Here is a 14,978-nt window from a genome sequence, read left to right as displayed (position 1 = left end):
AGAAGAAAGGACAGAAATCATGGAACAGAAAATACTTGCTTACTTAAAAGAACATGAGACGGAGATCTTTGAGGACTTAAAATCTCTAGTCCTGACAGAGGCCAGCACTTCAGATATTGAGGCTCTGGCAAAGGTGCGGGAAAAGCTGATCATGCTGATCAAGGAGCGCACAGGAGAGGACAGCTTTGTCTACGAAGCGGAGAACGGACACTGTCCGGTGCGGTTCCAGTATGGAAAGGGTACGGAGAAGATCCTGTTTATCGGTCATTATGACACCGTACATCTCATCGGTGCGCTGAAGTATTATACAGAAGGAAATGAGCTCCACGGACCGGGTGTTTATGACATGAAAGGCGGACTTATTTCCGCGATCTGGACTGTAAAGGCATATAAGGATCTTGGGATCGATCCGGGAAAGAGGCTGGAATTCATCTTTAACGGTGACGAGGAGACCGGAAGTGCTGAGTCTACCGATATCATTTGTGAGCTTGCGAAGGACGCGAAGGCGGCGCTTGTCTGCGAGCCGTGTACAGCGAACGGAGATTTAAAGACAGGAAGAAAAGGCCTTGTCCGTTTTACCGTAAGGATTCACGGAAAGGCATCCCATGCGGGAAATGCCCATAAAGAGGGGATCAACGCCATCGAGGAGCTGGCACATGAGATCCTCGCGATCCAGAAACTGACAGATTACGAGGCTGGAACTACCGTCAATGTGGGCGTTTGCAGCGGCGGTACAAAACCGAACGTTGTTCCGGCAAAGGCAGAGATCGAGATCGACTGCCGCGTAAAGACAGCCGCCGAGGGCGACAGGATCCGCAAGGCGATCAACGAGATCAGGACGACGGTTCCGGGAACCACAAGGGAAGTCATCGAACGGGACAGCAAGATGCCGATGGAGGAGACGGAGGCGAACATGGCGCTCTTCGAGAAGGCGAAGATCTGCGGCGAGAAGGTCGGGCTTAAGTTTTCCCATCAGTTTGTGGGCGGCGGCAGCGATGGAAACGAGGTGTCTGCTCTGGGTATCCCGACCCTTGACGGTCTCGGCGCAGCCGGTGACGGGGCCCACTCCGCAAACGAGTACATCCTGATCGACCAGTATATTCCGAGGATCGCGATGCTGGCTTCGTTTGTGCTGACGATCTGAGAGATTTCAATACATAAGATATAAACAGAGAGCGTATTGCCTAAAAAAGGTGGTACGCTCTCTGTTTATAAGAAGATATTTAGTTTTTGATTGGAAACGTGATCTGCGCCTTAAACAGGTCGCCATCGATGATCAGCTCGAACTTTCCGCCCTGAAGAGTTGTCAGGTCTTTCGCAATGGAAAGTCCAAGTCCGCTTCCCTCCGTGGTTCGGGAAACGTCACCGCGGACGAATCGCTCGGTGAGCTCATCCGGGCTGATGTTTAACGGGTTTGCGGACACATTCTTGATCGTGAACACAACGTCGGCGCCATGGTCCTCGATCGTGACGTAGACGCGGGTTCCCTCTAACGCGTACTTGAATGCGTTATTATAGAGGTTTTCAAGGACACGCCATAGCCTTCGTCCGTCTGCCTCGATCATGATGACCTCGTTCGGAAGTGTGTTGACGATCTCCAGATGGCGGATCGCGTATTTTTCCTCAAATTCTCCGGTCGTCTGCTGGACAAGTTCTACGAAATCGATATTTGTGATCTCCAGCTTGATATTTCCGGAGCTTGCGCGGGATGCCTCGACAAGATCCTCGGTCAGCGTCTTTAAACGCTGGGATTTCTGATCCAGAACCTCCAGATATTTCTGAACGGTCGGATCTTCGATATGCTGGCGCTTGATGAGGTCCACATAGTTGATGATGGAGGTCAACGGTGTCTTGATATCGTGGGACACGTTTGTGATCAGGTCGGCCTTCAGGCGTTCGCTCTTTACCTGTTCGGCAAGAGCTGTCTCCAGACCGTAACTGATACGGTTCAGTCCTTCGGCGAGTTCCGCCTCCAGACTCGAGAAATCATTGACATCCACCTTGTAGCTCGTCTCCCCGGAGGCGAGTTTTTCGATGGCGGCATGGATCTTGTCCGTCTGGTCCGCATTCCGGTAGATAAAGTAGAATACCAGAAGGTTTCCGGCGATCCAGGCGATCATCACGAAGATGAACGGCATGAACTGGAATACGGAATTTTCATGATGGAAGATCATGAATGCCCCAACGGTGATCATGAATACGTTGTATGCAAGATACAGCACAAAGCCTATTGTGATCCGGTAGCGGAATGTGCTCTCGGAGAGTGTTTCTGTAAGATCATGCAGAAAGCTGTTTTTCCAGAGTGTCTCCGCCTTGTATCTGCGGATCAGGCTGAAGAAGGTCAGGATGACGCAGAAATACAGGTATCCGAAGGCCACTAAAAGGTTTGCGCGGTCCCAGTAATCGGATACCACTACCAGATGCAGGAGCTTTGATGTCACTGGCGCCATGATGTGGATGCAGAGGTAGGACACGAATGCCATCAGGAGCAGCATGAAATCCGTTTTTGTCCGGTCAAATGGGTAAAGCGTGATGGTCCGGTCAGAGATCGACGCATGTCCGGACAGGAACAGCAGGAATGCGAAGGTCACGAGGGAACCGGCAAGTCCCGCGATCGTAATATAAAGTCCGTTGGAGAAATTCACGCGGGACTTATTATAGGCGGTATATGCCTGGGCATAGTCATCGTTCGCCTTATAGGATGTGTCGAGACCGATGACCACATAGTAGCTGTTGCCGTTGTACGGGTTATTTTTCGACATCAGCGCCGGGATACTCGGAAAGTTGGATTCGAAGTTCGTCCGGACCGCAAGGTCGTTGGAGTCTCCGGAATAGTAGATATATCTTCCCATGGCCATAATGTCATCGTTGGACATCTCCGGCGCGTTGGTATGGATCTCATAGATCGCATTATTTTTTGAGTAGTACGCCACGCGGAAATAGAGATTCGTAAAGTCGCTCATGAGTCTCGAGTAGATCGAGTAGTAGGAAGAGAAACGCCTTAAGATCTCATACGTCAGGTCCGGCATCGTCGAGAAAGACTGATCCGGGCTCGTTAGGTCTTCCTCAGACTGGTAGCAGCGGTAGCGGACATAGACCTGTTCCTGGTCTTCCTCGGACAGAGTCTCCGGACCGCCCTTTAACGCGTAGTTGTCGGACTCGTCCATGTAGTAGCCCAGGGATTTTCCGTACTGGATAATATCGTCCAGAGTGTAGGATTTCTCACCGCCAGGTCCCGTGGTGACTTCCAGGACGACCTGGGAGTAGTCGACCTCACCGTTTACCTCGAAAATATCCTGATACTGGACATAATCGAAGATATTTGTGATATCTGCCTGGACTTTTTTGCTGAAATCCGGGGACTGTTCAAAGGTCTCCGTCTTGATCCAGTCGAGACCCCGGCCGTAGTTGCTGTTTAAATACATGAACCCGATTCCGACGAGTGTCACGCAGGCAAAGAGAAAGTGAAGGAAGCCGACGAGACGCTTGAAAAATGAGTTTGTCTTTTTTTCTGCCATCTGGACTCTCCTTACTGCTTCTCGATCTTATAGCCGACGCCCCAGACTACCTTTAAGTAGCGGGGTTCTTTCGGGTTGATCTCGATTTTCTCGCGGATATGGCGGATGTGGACGGCAACAGTGTTATCTGCACCAATTGCGTCTTCATTCCAGATTTTTTCGTAAATTTGGTCAATAGAGAAAACCTTCCCCGCGTTCTTCACGAGAAGAAGCAGGATGTTGTACTCGATGGGGGTCAGCTTGATTGGCTCTCCGTCGACGGTAACTTCCTTGTTCTCATCGTTGATCATCAGTCCGCCGCACTTGTAGACCTGGGAGCTGCCCTGCTGGTTTAAATTTCCGAGCTGGGTGTAGCGGCGGAGCTGAGATTTTACGCGGGCTACCAGCTCTAATGGGTTAAACGGCTTTGTGATATAGTCGTCAGCGCCGATATTTAAGCCTAAGATCTTGTCGGTATCCTCAGATTTCGCGGAGAGGATGATGATCGGGATACTGCTGGTCTCGCGGACCTTAAGTGTGGTGCGGATCCCGTCGAGACCCGGCATCATGACATCCACGATCATTAAGTTTACTTCATTCTTCTCCAGAAGCTCCAGTGCTTCGTAGCCGTCGTAGGCCTTAATTACATTGAAACCTTCGCCGGTCAGATAAATATTGATCGCCTCTACGATCTGTTTGTCGTCATCGCAGACGAGAATGGTTGGCATAATCGATTCCTCCTCATATCAGACATAATAAAAGATGAAAAATCGTAACTGACCATATTTCCAGTTACGAAAAAATCAAATCAAAGAAAAAATACATCATAATCCAGTATAGCATAAAAATGACGCAAAAACATAAGGAACGTTCTTAAATTTTTATGTAGAAATGTAAAGGGGTGTTACAGTACACGGGTACTCTATGCCCGCGCACTGTAACAGGATTTTGCCGATGCTTCGCATTCCGAATCGGCAAAATCCGCGGCCATAACGGTATCATACGGAATTTTCAGTTCAGAAAATTTCTACCCATGAAAAGTAACAAAGGAGTTACTGTATTGTACAGAATTTTCAGTTCAGAAAAGCTTTTGGTACGACGCGGCGATTTGATGCAGTGACATAGGTAAAAAAATATGAACGCAAAAATTTGTGTATAATGTTGTGAAAGCGAGGGACAAATAATCACGCAAGAGGTTAAAACAATAAAAAAATATAGAAAATTTTGTGAGGTTTGTACAAAATATATATTTTGCCGTGAAATGGTTGATAATAATTGTGCAATATGCTATGATTGAGTTAACTTAAAAAAGAAGCCGTGATAGGAGAGCAAAATGTAATCAGCTAACGATTAGCTGTTGCTTGGTGCGCTCCTTTTCTTTTTGAGAAATGGAGAAAAGTTTAGTGAAACATTATTTTTATCAGGCACTGGAATAAAACCCGATCATCACAGCGATCAAAAACATGGATGATCTGGAACTTTGCTGTTCTCTGGAAGAGATCCGAGTGGTATTCGTCCTGTTCGGCGATATCTGTACGATCCGGACGATCGTAAAACGCCTAAAGGACGCTGGGAAGATCGCAATCGTGCATGTAGACCTGATCGTGGGCTTAAGCAGCAAGGAGATCGTGGTGGACTTCATTAAAATGTCGACAGAGGCAGATGGGATCATTAGTACAAAGGTCCCATTGATCAGGAGGGGAAATGAACTGAATTTCATAACGGTCCAGAGGTGCTTTTTACTGGATTCCATGGCATATGAAAATTTAAGACAGCAGCAGCATCAGGTGAAGCCGGATTATATCGAGGTTCTTCCGGGAATCATGCCGCAGGTCATCTCAAAGATGTGTAAGGTGTCGAAAGCGCCGATCATCGCGGGTGGACTGATCTCCGAGAAAGAATCCGTTATGAGCGCCCTCTCAGCAGGAGCGATGGCAGTTTCATCTACGAATCATGAAGTCTGGAAGCTGTGAATAGACTGATAACACAAGCTGTTTCAACGCCGGGAAAAGGGCAGTTGAGATAAAGCATGGGAAAAACTATATTGAAGGAGGAATTGGTATGGCAAAGTATGTAATGGCACTCGACGCGGGGACAACCAGCAACAGGTGTATCCTGTTCAACGAAAAAGGTGAGATGTGCAGTGTAGCGCAGAGAGAGTTTACCCAGTACTTCCCGAAGCCGGGCTGGGTAGAGCACGATGCAGACGAGATCTGGGCAAGTATGCTGGGTGTTGCCGTAGAGGCGATGAACATGATCGGTGCCACCGCAGAGGACATCGCGGCGATCGGTATCACAAACCAGCGTGAGACAACGATCGTCTGGGATAAGAATACCGGAGAGCCGATCCATCACGCGATCGTCTGGCAGTGCCGCAGAACATCGGAATACTGCGACACCTTAAAAGAAAAAGGCCAGACCGACAAGTTCAGAGAGAAAACAGGCCTCGTGATCGATGCATACTTCTCAGGCACAAAGGTAAAATGGCTGCTTGACAATGTACCGGGCGCGAGAGAAAGAGCGGAGAAGGGCGAGCTGTTATTCGGTACGGTTGAGACATGGCTGATCTGGAAACTTACAAAGGGCGCGGTTCATGTCACAGACTATTCCAACGCGTCCCGTACAATGCTCTTCAATATCAATACTTTGCAGTGGGATGATGAGATCTTAGCGGAACTCGATATCCCGAAGTGTATTCTTCCGGAGCCGAAGCCGTCAAGCTGCATTTACGGCGAGACAGATCCGTCTTACCTCGGCGGACCGATCCCGATCGGAGGCGCTGCTGGTGACCAGCAGTCCGCACTGTTCGGACAGACCTGCTTCAATCCTGGTGAAGCGAAGAATACATACGGAACCGGCTGCTTCATGTTGATGAACACCGGTGAGAAGCCGATTTTCTCAAAGAATGGTCTTGTTACAACAATTGCATGGGGCTTAGACGGAAAAGTCAACTACGCTCTTGAGGGCTCTATCTTCGTTGCAGGCGCTGCGATCCAGTGGCTCCGCGATGAGTTAAGAATTATCGATTCCGCACCGGATTCCGAGTACATGGCGAAAAAAGTAAAGGATACGAACGGCTGCTATGTTGTACCGGCATTCACAGGTCTCGGAGCTCCGCACTGGGATCAGTACGCGCGCGGAACGATCGTAGGAATCACCCGCGGTGTCAATAAGTACCACATTATCCGCGCGACTCTGGAATCCCTCGCATACCAGGTAAACGACGTTCTGGAAGCGATGAAGGCAGATTCCGGTATCGAGCTTGCGGCTCTTAAGGTTGACGGCGGCGCAAGTGCCAACGACTTCTTAATGCAGACACAGGCCGATATCATCAACGCACCGGTGAACCGTCCACAGTGTGTAGAGACGACAGCTATGGGGGCTGCTTATCTTGCAGGTCTCGCAGTTGGTTACTGGAGCAGCAAGGAAGACGTTATCAAGAACTGGGCAATCGATAAGACATTCGAGCCGAAGATCGAAGCGGCTGAGAGAGAAAAACGGATCAAAGGCTGGAATAAGGCTGTGAAATACGCTTACGGATGGGCGAAGGAAGACTAAACGAGATATAAAATGAGGAAAAGGTTTCGGGTAAGAATTGCGGCTTGCAGAGAACGGACTTGAATGGAATGATTACTCAAAGTTGTTGAAACAAAACAGAAAGTTTTGAAAAAACAGAAAACTGTCTCCGGCTTTTGGGGGGGAACGAAAGCCGGAGATGACTAAAACAACAAAAAGGGGGATTTTTTATGCTGCCTTATATTGCAGAGTTTCTTGGAACCATGATGCTTATCATCCTCGGTGATGGTGTTGTTGCAAACGTAAACCTTAACAAGTCCGGAATGAAAGGTGCAGGAGCTGTCCAGATCACACTGGCATGGGGCCTTGCGGTTCTGGTACCGGCATTTATCTTCGGAGAAGCTTCCGGCGCATCCTTTAACCCTGCGCTCACGATCGCTCTTGCGGTTGACGGAAGTTTCGCATGGTCTATGGTGCCCGGATATGTGATCGCACAGATGGCAGGTGCATTTGTCGGCGCATCGATCGTTTACCTGCTCTTCAAGGGACAGTTTGACGCTACAGAAGATCCGGGAACAAAGCTTGGCGTATTCTGTACAGGTCCATCGATCCCGAACACTGGATTAAACATTTTAAGCGAAGCAGTCGGTACATTTATCCTCGTTTTCGCGATCAAAGGTATCGGCAATGTAACAGGACTTTCCACAGGTGTTGATAAACTCTTCGTATTCGGAATTATCGTTTCCGTAGGTATGTCCCTCGGCGGACTTACCGGTTATGCGATCAACCCAGCAAGAGATTTAGGACCTCGTCTTGCACATGCAGTCCTTCCGATCAAGGGCAAAGGCGATTCCAACTTCTCTTACGGTCTCGTAGTTCCGATCGTTGGACCGATCATCGGCGCAATCGTGGCGGTTCTCCTTTATGGAGCGATCCCGTGGTAGGATAAAATAACAGAGGGCTGTGCCCGGTGCAGTACAGCTTGACAATCGGATAATTGTGGCGTGAGATGAGAGAGCCTGACAGGATAACCGCATAAGGGTATGCGTTTACTTGGCGGGCTCTTTTCTCTCAAGGACGGACGCCGCCGGATTCCCAAGTGGGATATGGCGGAAATCTTCTAAAAGAGACAGGATGTAAAGGAGTGAACGGTAAATGTATGATGTGATCATAATCGGAGCAGGAGTAGCCGGGGCGGCATCTGCGAGAGAATTGTCGCGCTATCAGGCAAAAATCTGTGTGCTGGAGAAAGAGGAGGATGTCTGCTGCGGTACTTCCAAGGCAAACAGTGCTATTGTCCACGCGGGCTATGACGCGGCGGAAGGCTCCCTGATGGCAAAACTCAATGTACGCGGAAATGAAATGATGGAACAACTGTCGAAGGACCTGGATTTTCCGTTTAAGAGAAATGGTTCACTGGTAGTCTGCCTGCATGAAGACGAGATGCCGGGGCTTGAAGCTCTTTATAAAAGAGGAATCATAAACGGAGTTCCGGGTCTCAGGATCTTAAACCGGGAAGAACTGCGGGCAATGGAGCCGAATATTTCCGATGAGGCATGCGCAGCTCTCTACGCGCCCACAGGCGGAATCGTATGTCCGTTTAACTTAAATATCGCGATGGCGGAGAATGCCAACGCGAATGGAGTAGAATTCCATTTTGATACGGAGGTCACCGACTTAAGACCGGTGGAAGACGGCTGGGAGATCCGGACAAGCAAGGGCACGTATAAGACGCGGTATGTCGTGAACGCGGCGGGTGTCTACGCAGACAAATTCCACAATATGGTAAGCAACAAGAAGATCCATATCACCCCAAGACGTGGAGATTACTGTCTGCTCGATAAAACTGCCGGAAATCATGTGAGCCATACGGTGTTTGCTCTTCCCGGAAAATACGGAAAAGGCGTTCTTGTGACTCCGACGGTCCACGGAAATCTGCTGGTGGGACCGACAGCGATCGATATTGAGAATAAAGAGGGAACCAATACGACGAGAGAGGGCTTAAATGAGGTTATCACAAAGGCAGAGATGAATGTGAAGAACATTCCGATGCGCCAGGTGATCACTTCCTTCGCAGGACTCCGTGCCCATGAGGATGGACATGAATTCCTGATCGGTGAGCTGGAGGACGCGAAAGGCTTTATCGACTGTGCGGGAATCGAGTCTCCGGGTCTGACAAGCTCCCCGGCGATCGGTGAGATGGTGGCAGATATCCTGAAAGAGAAGATGGATCTCAAGGAAAAAGAGAACTTCATCGCGACGAGAAAAGGTGTTCTGAATCCGAATACTTTAAGTAAGGAAGAACGAATCCAGTTAATTAAGGAAAAACCAGAGTACGGAAATATTATCTGCCGATGCGAGATGATCACAGAAGGCGAGATCATCGATGCGATCCGAAGACCTTTAGGCGCAAAATCCTTAGACGGAGTAAAACGCAGAACGAGAGCCGGAATGGGGCGTTGCCAGGCAGGATTCTGTTCCCCGAGAACTATGGAGATCCTTGCGAGAGAATGCCATAAGAGCATGTTTGAGATCACAAAATCCGGCGGAAACTCGCAGATCGTCAAGGGAATCAATAAGGATTCGTTATAAAAGGGAGGTGTCAGAGCATGAAATCGTATGATATTGTGATCATCGGAGGCGGACCGGCGGGTCTTGCCGCTGCAGTTTCCGCGAAGAAAAACGGAATCGAGAGTATTCTGATTCTGGAACGTGACAGGGAGTTAGGCGGAATCTTAAACCAGTGCATTCATAACGGCTTTGGACTCCACACCTTCAAGGAAGAACTCACGGGTCCGGAGTACGCGGGACGGTTTATTAAACAGGCAGAAGAATTAAATATCGAGTATAAACTGAATACCATGGTCATGGATATCAGTGAGCAGAAGATCGTGACAGCCATGAACCGGGAAGAAGGTCTCTTCGAGATCCGGGCGAAGGCAGTGATCCTCGCAATGGGATGCAGAGAGCGGTCGAGAGGCGCTTTAAATATTCCCGGATATCGACCGGCGGGAATCTTCTCTGCAGGTACGGCTCAGAGGCTTGTAAACATTGAGGGATATATGCCGGGACGCGAAGTCGTGATCCTGGGATCCGGAGATATCGGTCTCATCATGGCAAGACGTATGACGCTTGAGGGCGCGAAAGTCAAGGTTGTCGCGGAGCTGATGCCTTATTCCGGCGGTTTAAAGAGAAATATCGTCCAGTGTCTCGATGACTACGGAATTCCGTTGAAGTTAAGTCATACGGTTGTAGACATCAGAGGAAAAGAACGGCTGGAAGGAATTACGCTGGCGCAGGTAGACGGAAAAGGAAAGCCGATCCCGGGAACGGAGGAGGAATACAGCTGTGATACGCTGCTCCTCTCTGTCGGACTGATCCCGGAGAATGAGATATCCAGAGGAATGGGTGTGGACATGAACCCGGTGACATCCGGACCGAAGGTCAATGAGAGTCTTGAAACAAATATTGAGGGTGTTTTCGCCTGCGGAAATGTGCTTCATGTCCATGATCTCGTGGATTTTGTATCTGAGGAGGCGGCGATTGCCGGAAAGAATGCGGCGGCCTATGTGAAACAGGGCGAGAACCGTCCGTCCGGCGGACATGAGATCGTCTTAAAGCCGATCGAAGGTGTGCGCTACACAGTTCCTGGAACCATCGATCCAGCGAGAATGGACGAGGAGCTGACCGTCCGCTTCCGCGTGGGTGGTGTTTATAAGAACTGCTATGTGAGTGCGTATTTCGGTGACGAGCGTGTGATCCACAGAAAACGTCCGGTAGTGGCACCGGGGGAGATGGAGGAACTGAAATTCAAAAAGGCAGATCTTTTGAAATATCCGGATCTTGAGACGATCACGGTCAAAATCGAGGAGGCATAGACGATGGAGGAAAGAAGATTAACATGTATCGGCTGTCCGATGGGCTGTCCTCTTGTCGTAACGATGGACGGCGGTGAGGTCGTAAGCGTGACGGGAAATACCTGTAAGCGCGGCGAGATCTATGGACGGAAAGAAGTGACAAATCCGACGAGGATCGTGACTTCCACTGTGCGGGTATCCGGCGGAAGCATCGATATGGTTTCGGTGAAGACGAAGGAAGATATTCCGAAAGGAAAAATCTTCGACTGTGTGAAAGCGTTAAAGACGGTTGAGGTCGCAGCTCCGGTCCACATCGGGGATGTGATATTGAAGGATGTTGCCGGAACGGGAGTGGACGTTGTGGCGACAAAGAATGTGGAATAGGGTTTATTGCGATCAGTAAATGCAGATGGTATGGGTTATGAACAAGGTGCTGTCCGGCTGGTTTTCATGGAAAATGGACAGTATTTTGGGAAAAGGACCTCGCGGATCCATGATTCAGGATTTTGCGAGGTCCTTTTTTGTCAGAAATTGTCTCACCATTGTGAAGGTGAGACAATTTCTGATATTTTAGTTAAATTTAAAGATCGCAGCCCCATACGCCGGCAGCGGATATGCGAAGGAGTATGGCTGACCATCGCACTCGCTCTTTTTGGAGCGGACGGAGAACGCGTGCTCTCCGCGTTTATAAAGTCCGTGTTCGGAATTCAGGATCAGCGAGTAGGTTCCGGATTTCGGAACACCTACACGGTAATCGTCACGGGCAACCGGAGTGAAGTTGATGATGAATAAGAGGTTCTTCTTTCCGGTCTCATCGCGGCGGATAAAACTGAAGATGCTGCGGTCGCCGTCATTTGCGTTGATCCACTGGAAGCCGTTCCAGTCGGAATCGAGCTGCCATAATGCCGGATATTTCTGGTATACATGCAGCAGATCGCTGTAATACTTCTGCAGATCTTTGTGGAGCGGCTCGTCGGCGAGATACCAGTCGAGGGCGACTTTCTCATCCCACTCGTGATACTGACCGAAATCCTGTCCCATAAAGAGCAGTTTCTTGCCCGGATGTCCCATCATAAACGTATATCCGGCCTTTAGGTTCGCAAACTTGTCACCGTTTAAGCCAGGCATCTTGTTGATCATTGAGCATTTCAGATGGACAACTTCATCGTGAGACAGGGTTAAAATATAATTCTCACTGGTGGCGTATGTGATACCGAAGGTCATCTTGTTGTGGTTGAATTTCCGGAAATACGGGTCGAGTTTCATATACTCCAGGAAATCGTGCATCCAGCCCATGTTCCACTTGAAGGTAAAGCCGAGGCCGCCTTCCTCCGGTGCCTTTGTGACGCCCGGCCACGCGGTGGACTCTTCGGCGATCATCATGGCGCCGGTGAGATGTCCGGTCAGGACGCTGTTTAAGTGGCGGAAGAACTCGATCGCTTCGAGGTTTTTGTTCTCGCCGTATTTATTCGGAACCCAGTTTCCATCGCTGCGGCCGTAATCCAGATACAGCATCGATGCAACGGCATCCACGCGAAGCCCGTCGACGTGGAAGTTTTCCACCCAGTAGAGGGCATTCGCGATCAGGAAGTTTTTAACCTCATTTTTACTGTAGTCAAAGACCTTTGTGCCCCAGTCCGGATGTTCTCCCTTTCGCGGGTCCGCGTACTCGTAGAGCGGCTGTCCGTCAAAGTCGGCAAGTCCATGGGCGTCTTTCGGGAAGTGAGCCGGAACCCAGTCCAGGATCACGCCGATGCCCTTTTTATGAAGGTAGTTTACGAAGTACATGAACTCCTTCGGAGTGCCGTAACGGGAGGTCGGTGCGTAGTATCCGGTGACCTGGTAGCCCCAGGAACCGTCATAAGGATGTTCTGCAATTCCCATGAGCTCTACATGGGTGTAGCCCATCTTCTTCACATAGTCGGCCAGCTCGTGGGCTGCCTCCATATATGTATAATAACCTTCCTTCTGCGGGCGGTCTTTCTTTCTCCAGGAGCCGAGATGAACTTCGTAGATCGCCATCGGGGATTTTACAGGATCAGCTTTTTTTCTCGCGTCCATCCAGCCTGCATCTTCCCATTTAAAACCGCTGATGTCTTCCGTGATGGAAGCGGTTCCCGGACGGAATTCTGCGTGGACTGCATACGGGTCAGCTTTGAACAGGATCTTTCCATCCTGTGTGGTGATCGCAAATTTGTAGAGTTCTCCAAGGCCGACGCCCGGAATAAATGTCTCATAGATCCCCGAGTCGGCTAACGGTGACATTGGTGCGGCATCCGGATCCCAGCCGTTAAAATCGCCTACAACGCCGACCGCTTTTGCGTGCGGAGCCCAGACGGCAAAATACATGCCGCTTTTTCCTTTATATGTTTTCTGATGAGCACCGAGTTTTTCAAAGATTTTATAATGAGTCCCCTGACCGAAGAGGTAACGGTCCAGTTCGGTGATGAAACCGAGACCGATTTCTTTTGTTTTGGCAGGAGCCTTGGTTTTCTTTGTTCTTGTCATCACTTAAACCTCCTGAAGTTTAAAGATCGCGCCGCCGTTTGCCGGGAGCGTGACGGAAAGTCTGCCGTTTTCAAGGGAGAATGGGATTTCCCCGGGCAGCAGGGATACGGCATCTGAAGCCGCGCATGGCAGCGGGATCGAGATGGATGCCGGCTGCTCATCATTATTGACGGCGGAGATGAGAGTGCCGTGTTCTCCGGACCGGCTGAATGCATACTGCCGGTTGGTGAGGAGAAGTTCTTTATAAGAGCCACTGTGGAACGCGTCATGTTCCGCATGGATCTTTCCGAGCGCCGCGATGTGGGAAATAAGTTCCGGAGCTTTTCCGTCCATGCCGGATAAAGTGAGCGCCGGGCGCAGGACTTCATCGGATGTTCTGGAGCGCTTTCCCTCGATCCCCCACTCGCTTCCATAGTAGATGGAAGGGATTCCCGGAAGTGTAAAGAGAAGCTGGTACACCGGAAAGAGGTTCGCCGGATGATTTAACTTGCTTGCGATCCGGTCTTCATCGTGGTTGTCCACGAAGGTGTAAAGCGATTTCCCGACTGCCTCCAGGCGCCGCACATTGTGGGCAATCTCAAAGTAGTTGTGGTCGTTGTGACCAGAGTAGAGAGCTTTGTGGAGCTCGTAATTTGTGACGGAATGCAGCATTTCCGGATTGACCCAGCGGCTGTATTCGCCGTGGATCACCTCGCCCATGAGCCAGAAGTCCGGTTTCATGGCGGAAGTTTTTTCACGAAGCTCTTTCATGAACCCGAAATCCAGGACATTCGCGCAGTCCAGACGGATCCCGTCGATATCAAAATTGTCGACCCAGAAGCGGACCGAGTCAAACAGATACTGGCGGACATCCGGATTCCATAAATTTAAACACGGAAGTTCGAAATGCCCCTGCCAGGCTTCGTAGCCGAACGGATCGCCAAGAGGACTTCCCCAACCGAAATTGACACCGCGATACCAGTCTTTATAAGGGGAAGCTTCGCGTTTTTCCCGGATATCCTGAAAGGCGAAAAATTCGCGTCCGGTATGGTTGAAGACACCATCCACCACAACGCGGATCTCGTTTTCGTGGCAGAGCTGCACAAAATGGGCGAAATCCTCGTTTGTGCCCAGGCGCCTGTCGACAAGGCGGAAATCTCTTGTGTCGTAGCCGTGTGTGGATGACTCGAAGAGCGGACCGATATAGATCGCGGAGCCGTTTAAGGCGCGGATATGCGGGATCCAGGTCTCAAGATCACGGAGTCGGTGGGCGGTTTTTGTAAGTGTATTCGTTTTCTCAGCCCCCAGAAGTCCGAGGGGATAAATATGGTAAAAGACAGCCTGTTCGTACCAGGTATGCATGGTTATCAGACCTCCTGAAGCTCCCGTTTTTTCAGGCGTCGGAGAAGAAACTGATACCGGAGCTGCGCAGCGTTTAGCTCATAGATGTAACAGTCGACCAGAGTCGGGTCAACGACCTGTTCGAACTGGTTCTGGGCGGATAGGATCGCCGTTTTGCTGAGTTCGATCTGGCGCTTCAGTTCATTTGTCTCCCGGCTGAATGCCTGTTGGGAAGCTGATTTTTTAGAGAAAAACATCGTATCATACTCCAATTCCTTTA

At 50.0% G+C, this 14,978-nt stretch carries 12 protein-coding genes; 7 read left to right on the top strand and 5 right to left on the bottom strand.

Going from position 1 to position 14,978, the window contains the following annotated elements:
- Positions 1-19 precede the first annotated feature (19 nt).
- Positions 20-1,144, top strand: coding sequence for a M20 family metallopeptidase (locus ACI3EW_RS16205; RefSeq protein WP_405578500.1), 1,125 nt, complete (start codon positions 20-22; stop codon positions 1,142-1,144).
- 79 nt (positions 1,145-1,223) lie between these two features.
- On the opposite strand, the gene ACI3EW_RS16200 is transcribed toward ACI3EW_RS16205, so the two are convergent.
- Together ACI3EW_RS16200 and ACI3EW_RS16195 are read right to left on the bottom strand one after the other, a co-directional pair.
- Complete coding sequence (locus ACI3EW_RS16200; RefSeq protein WP_405578497.1) at positions 1,224-3,518, bottom strand: HAMP domain-containing sensor histidine kinase; 2,295 nt, start codon at positions 3,516-3,518, stop codon at positions 1,224-1,226.
- Positions 3,519-3,529: 11 nt separating this feature from the next.
- Positions 3,530-4,225 carry a response regulator transcription factor gene (locus ACI3EW_RS16195; protein WP_015552872.1) on the bottom strand — a complete coding sequence of 232 codons (696 nt, stop codon included), beginning with the start codon at positions 4,223-4,225 and terminating at the stop codon, positions 3,530-3,532.
- Positions 4,226-4,939: 714 nt separating this feature from the next.
- Between ACI3EW_RS16195 and ACI3EW_RS16190 the strand changes: the two genes are divergently transcribed.
- The 6 genes from ACI3EW_RS16190 to ACI3EW_RS16165 all read left to right on the top strand — a co-directional run bounded on the left by ACI3EW_RS16190 (position 4,940) and on the right by ACI3EW_RS16165 (position 11,254).
- A complete protein-coding gene (locus ACI3EW_RS16190; protein ID WP_405578673.1) occupies positions 4,940-5,470 on the top strand; it encodes a glycerol-3-phosphate responsive antiterminator in 531 nt (176 codons plus the stop codon).
- 88 nt (positions 5,471-5,558) lie between these two features.
- Positions 5,559-7,055, top strand: a complete 1,497-nt coding sequence (gene glpK, locus ACI3EW_RS16185; RefSeq protein WP_405578493.1) for a glycerol kinase GlpK — start codon at positions 5,559-5,561, stop codon at positions 7,053-7,055.
- 188 nt (positions 7,056-7,243) lie between these two features.
- Positions 7,244-7,957, top strand: coding sequence for an MIP/aquaporin family protein (locus ACI3EW_RS16180; RefSeq protein WP_118531273.1), 714 nt, complete (start codon positions 7,244-7,246; stop codon positions 7,955-7,957).
- Between the two features lie 211 nt (positions 7,958-8,168).
- Positions 8,169-9,605, top strand: coding sequence for an NAD(P)/FAD-dependent oxidoreductase (locus tag ACI3EW_RS16175; RefSeq protein WP_405578490.1), 1,437 nt, complete (start codon positions 8,169-8,171; stop codon positions 9,603-9,605).
- Positions 9,606-9,622: 17 nt separating this feature from the next.
- The gene (locus tag ACI3EW_RS16170) at positions 9,623-10,891 is read left to right on the top strand and encodes an NAD(P)/FAD-dependent oxidoreductase (RefSeq protein ID WP_405578487.1); all 1,269 of its coding nucleotides are present in this window, start codon (positions 9,623-9,625) and stop codon (positions 10,889-10,891) included.
- 3 nt (positions 10,892-10,894) lie between these two features.
- Entirely contained in the window at positions 10,895-11,254 is a 360-nt protein-coding gene (locus ACI3EW_RS16165; RefSeq protein WP_118297605.1) for a DUF1667 domain-containing protein, read from the top strand.
- A 186-nt stretch (positions 11,255-11,440) separates the two neighbouring features.
- Here ACI3EW_RS16165 and glgB read toward each other — a convergent pair whose 3' ends face one another.
- The 3 genes from glgB to ACI3EW_RS16150 are packed head-to-tail and all read right to left on the bottom strand — an operon-like array spanning position 11,441 to position 14,955.
- Positions 11,441-13,378: a 1,4-alpha-glucan branching protein GlgB gene (gene glgB, locus ACI3EW_RS16160; protein ID WP_329751934.1), complete on the bottom strand. Its 1,938-nt coding sequence runs from the start codon at positions 13,376-13,378 to the stop codon at positions 11,441-11,443.
- A 3-nt stretch (positions 13,379-13,381) separates the two neighbouring features.
- Positions 13,382-14,719 carry an alpha-amylase family glycosyl hydrolase gene (locus ACI3EW_RS16155; RefSeq protein ID WP_405578484.1) on the bottom strand — a complete coding sequence of 446 codons (1,338 nt, stop codon included), beginning with the start codon at positions 14,717-14,719 and terminating at the stop codon, positions 13,382-13,384.
- 5 nt (positions 14,720-14,724) lie between these two features.
- A complete protein-coding gene (locus tag ACI3EW_RS16150; protein WP_118297602.1) occupies positions 14,725-14,955 on the bottom strand; it encodes a YaaL family protein in 231 nt (76 codons plus the stop codon).
- Between the last annotated feature and the right edge of the window lie 23 nt (positions 14,956-14,978).

Origin of the sequence: Pilosibacter rotomagensis, assembly GCF_045062245.2 — a bacterium.
Classification (GTDB): domain Bacteria; phylum Bacillota; class Clostridia; order Lachnospirales; family Lachnospiraceae; genus Pilosibacter.
Note: the sequence above shows the minus strand (reverse complement) of the source record. Positions and strands in the feature narration are given on the sequence as shown.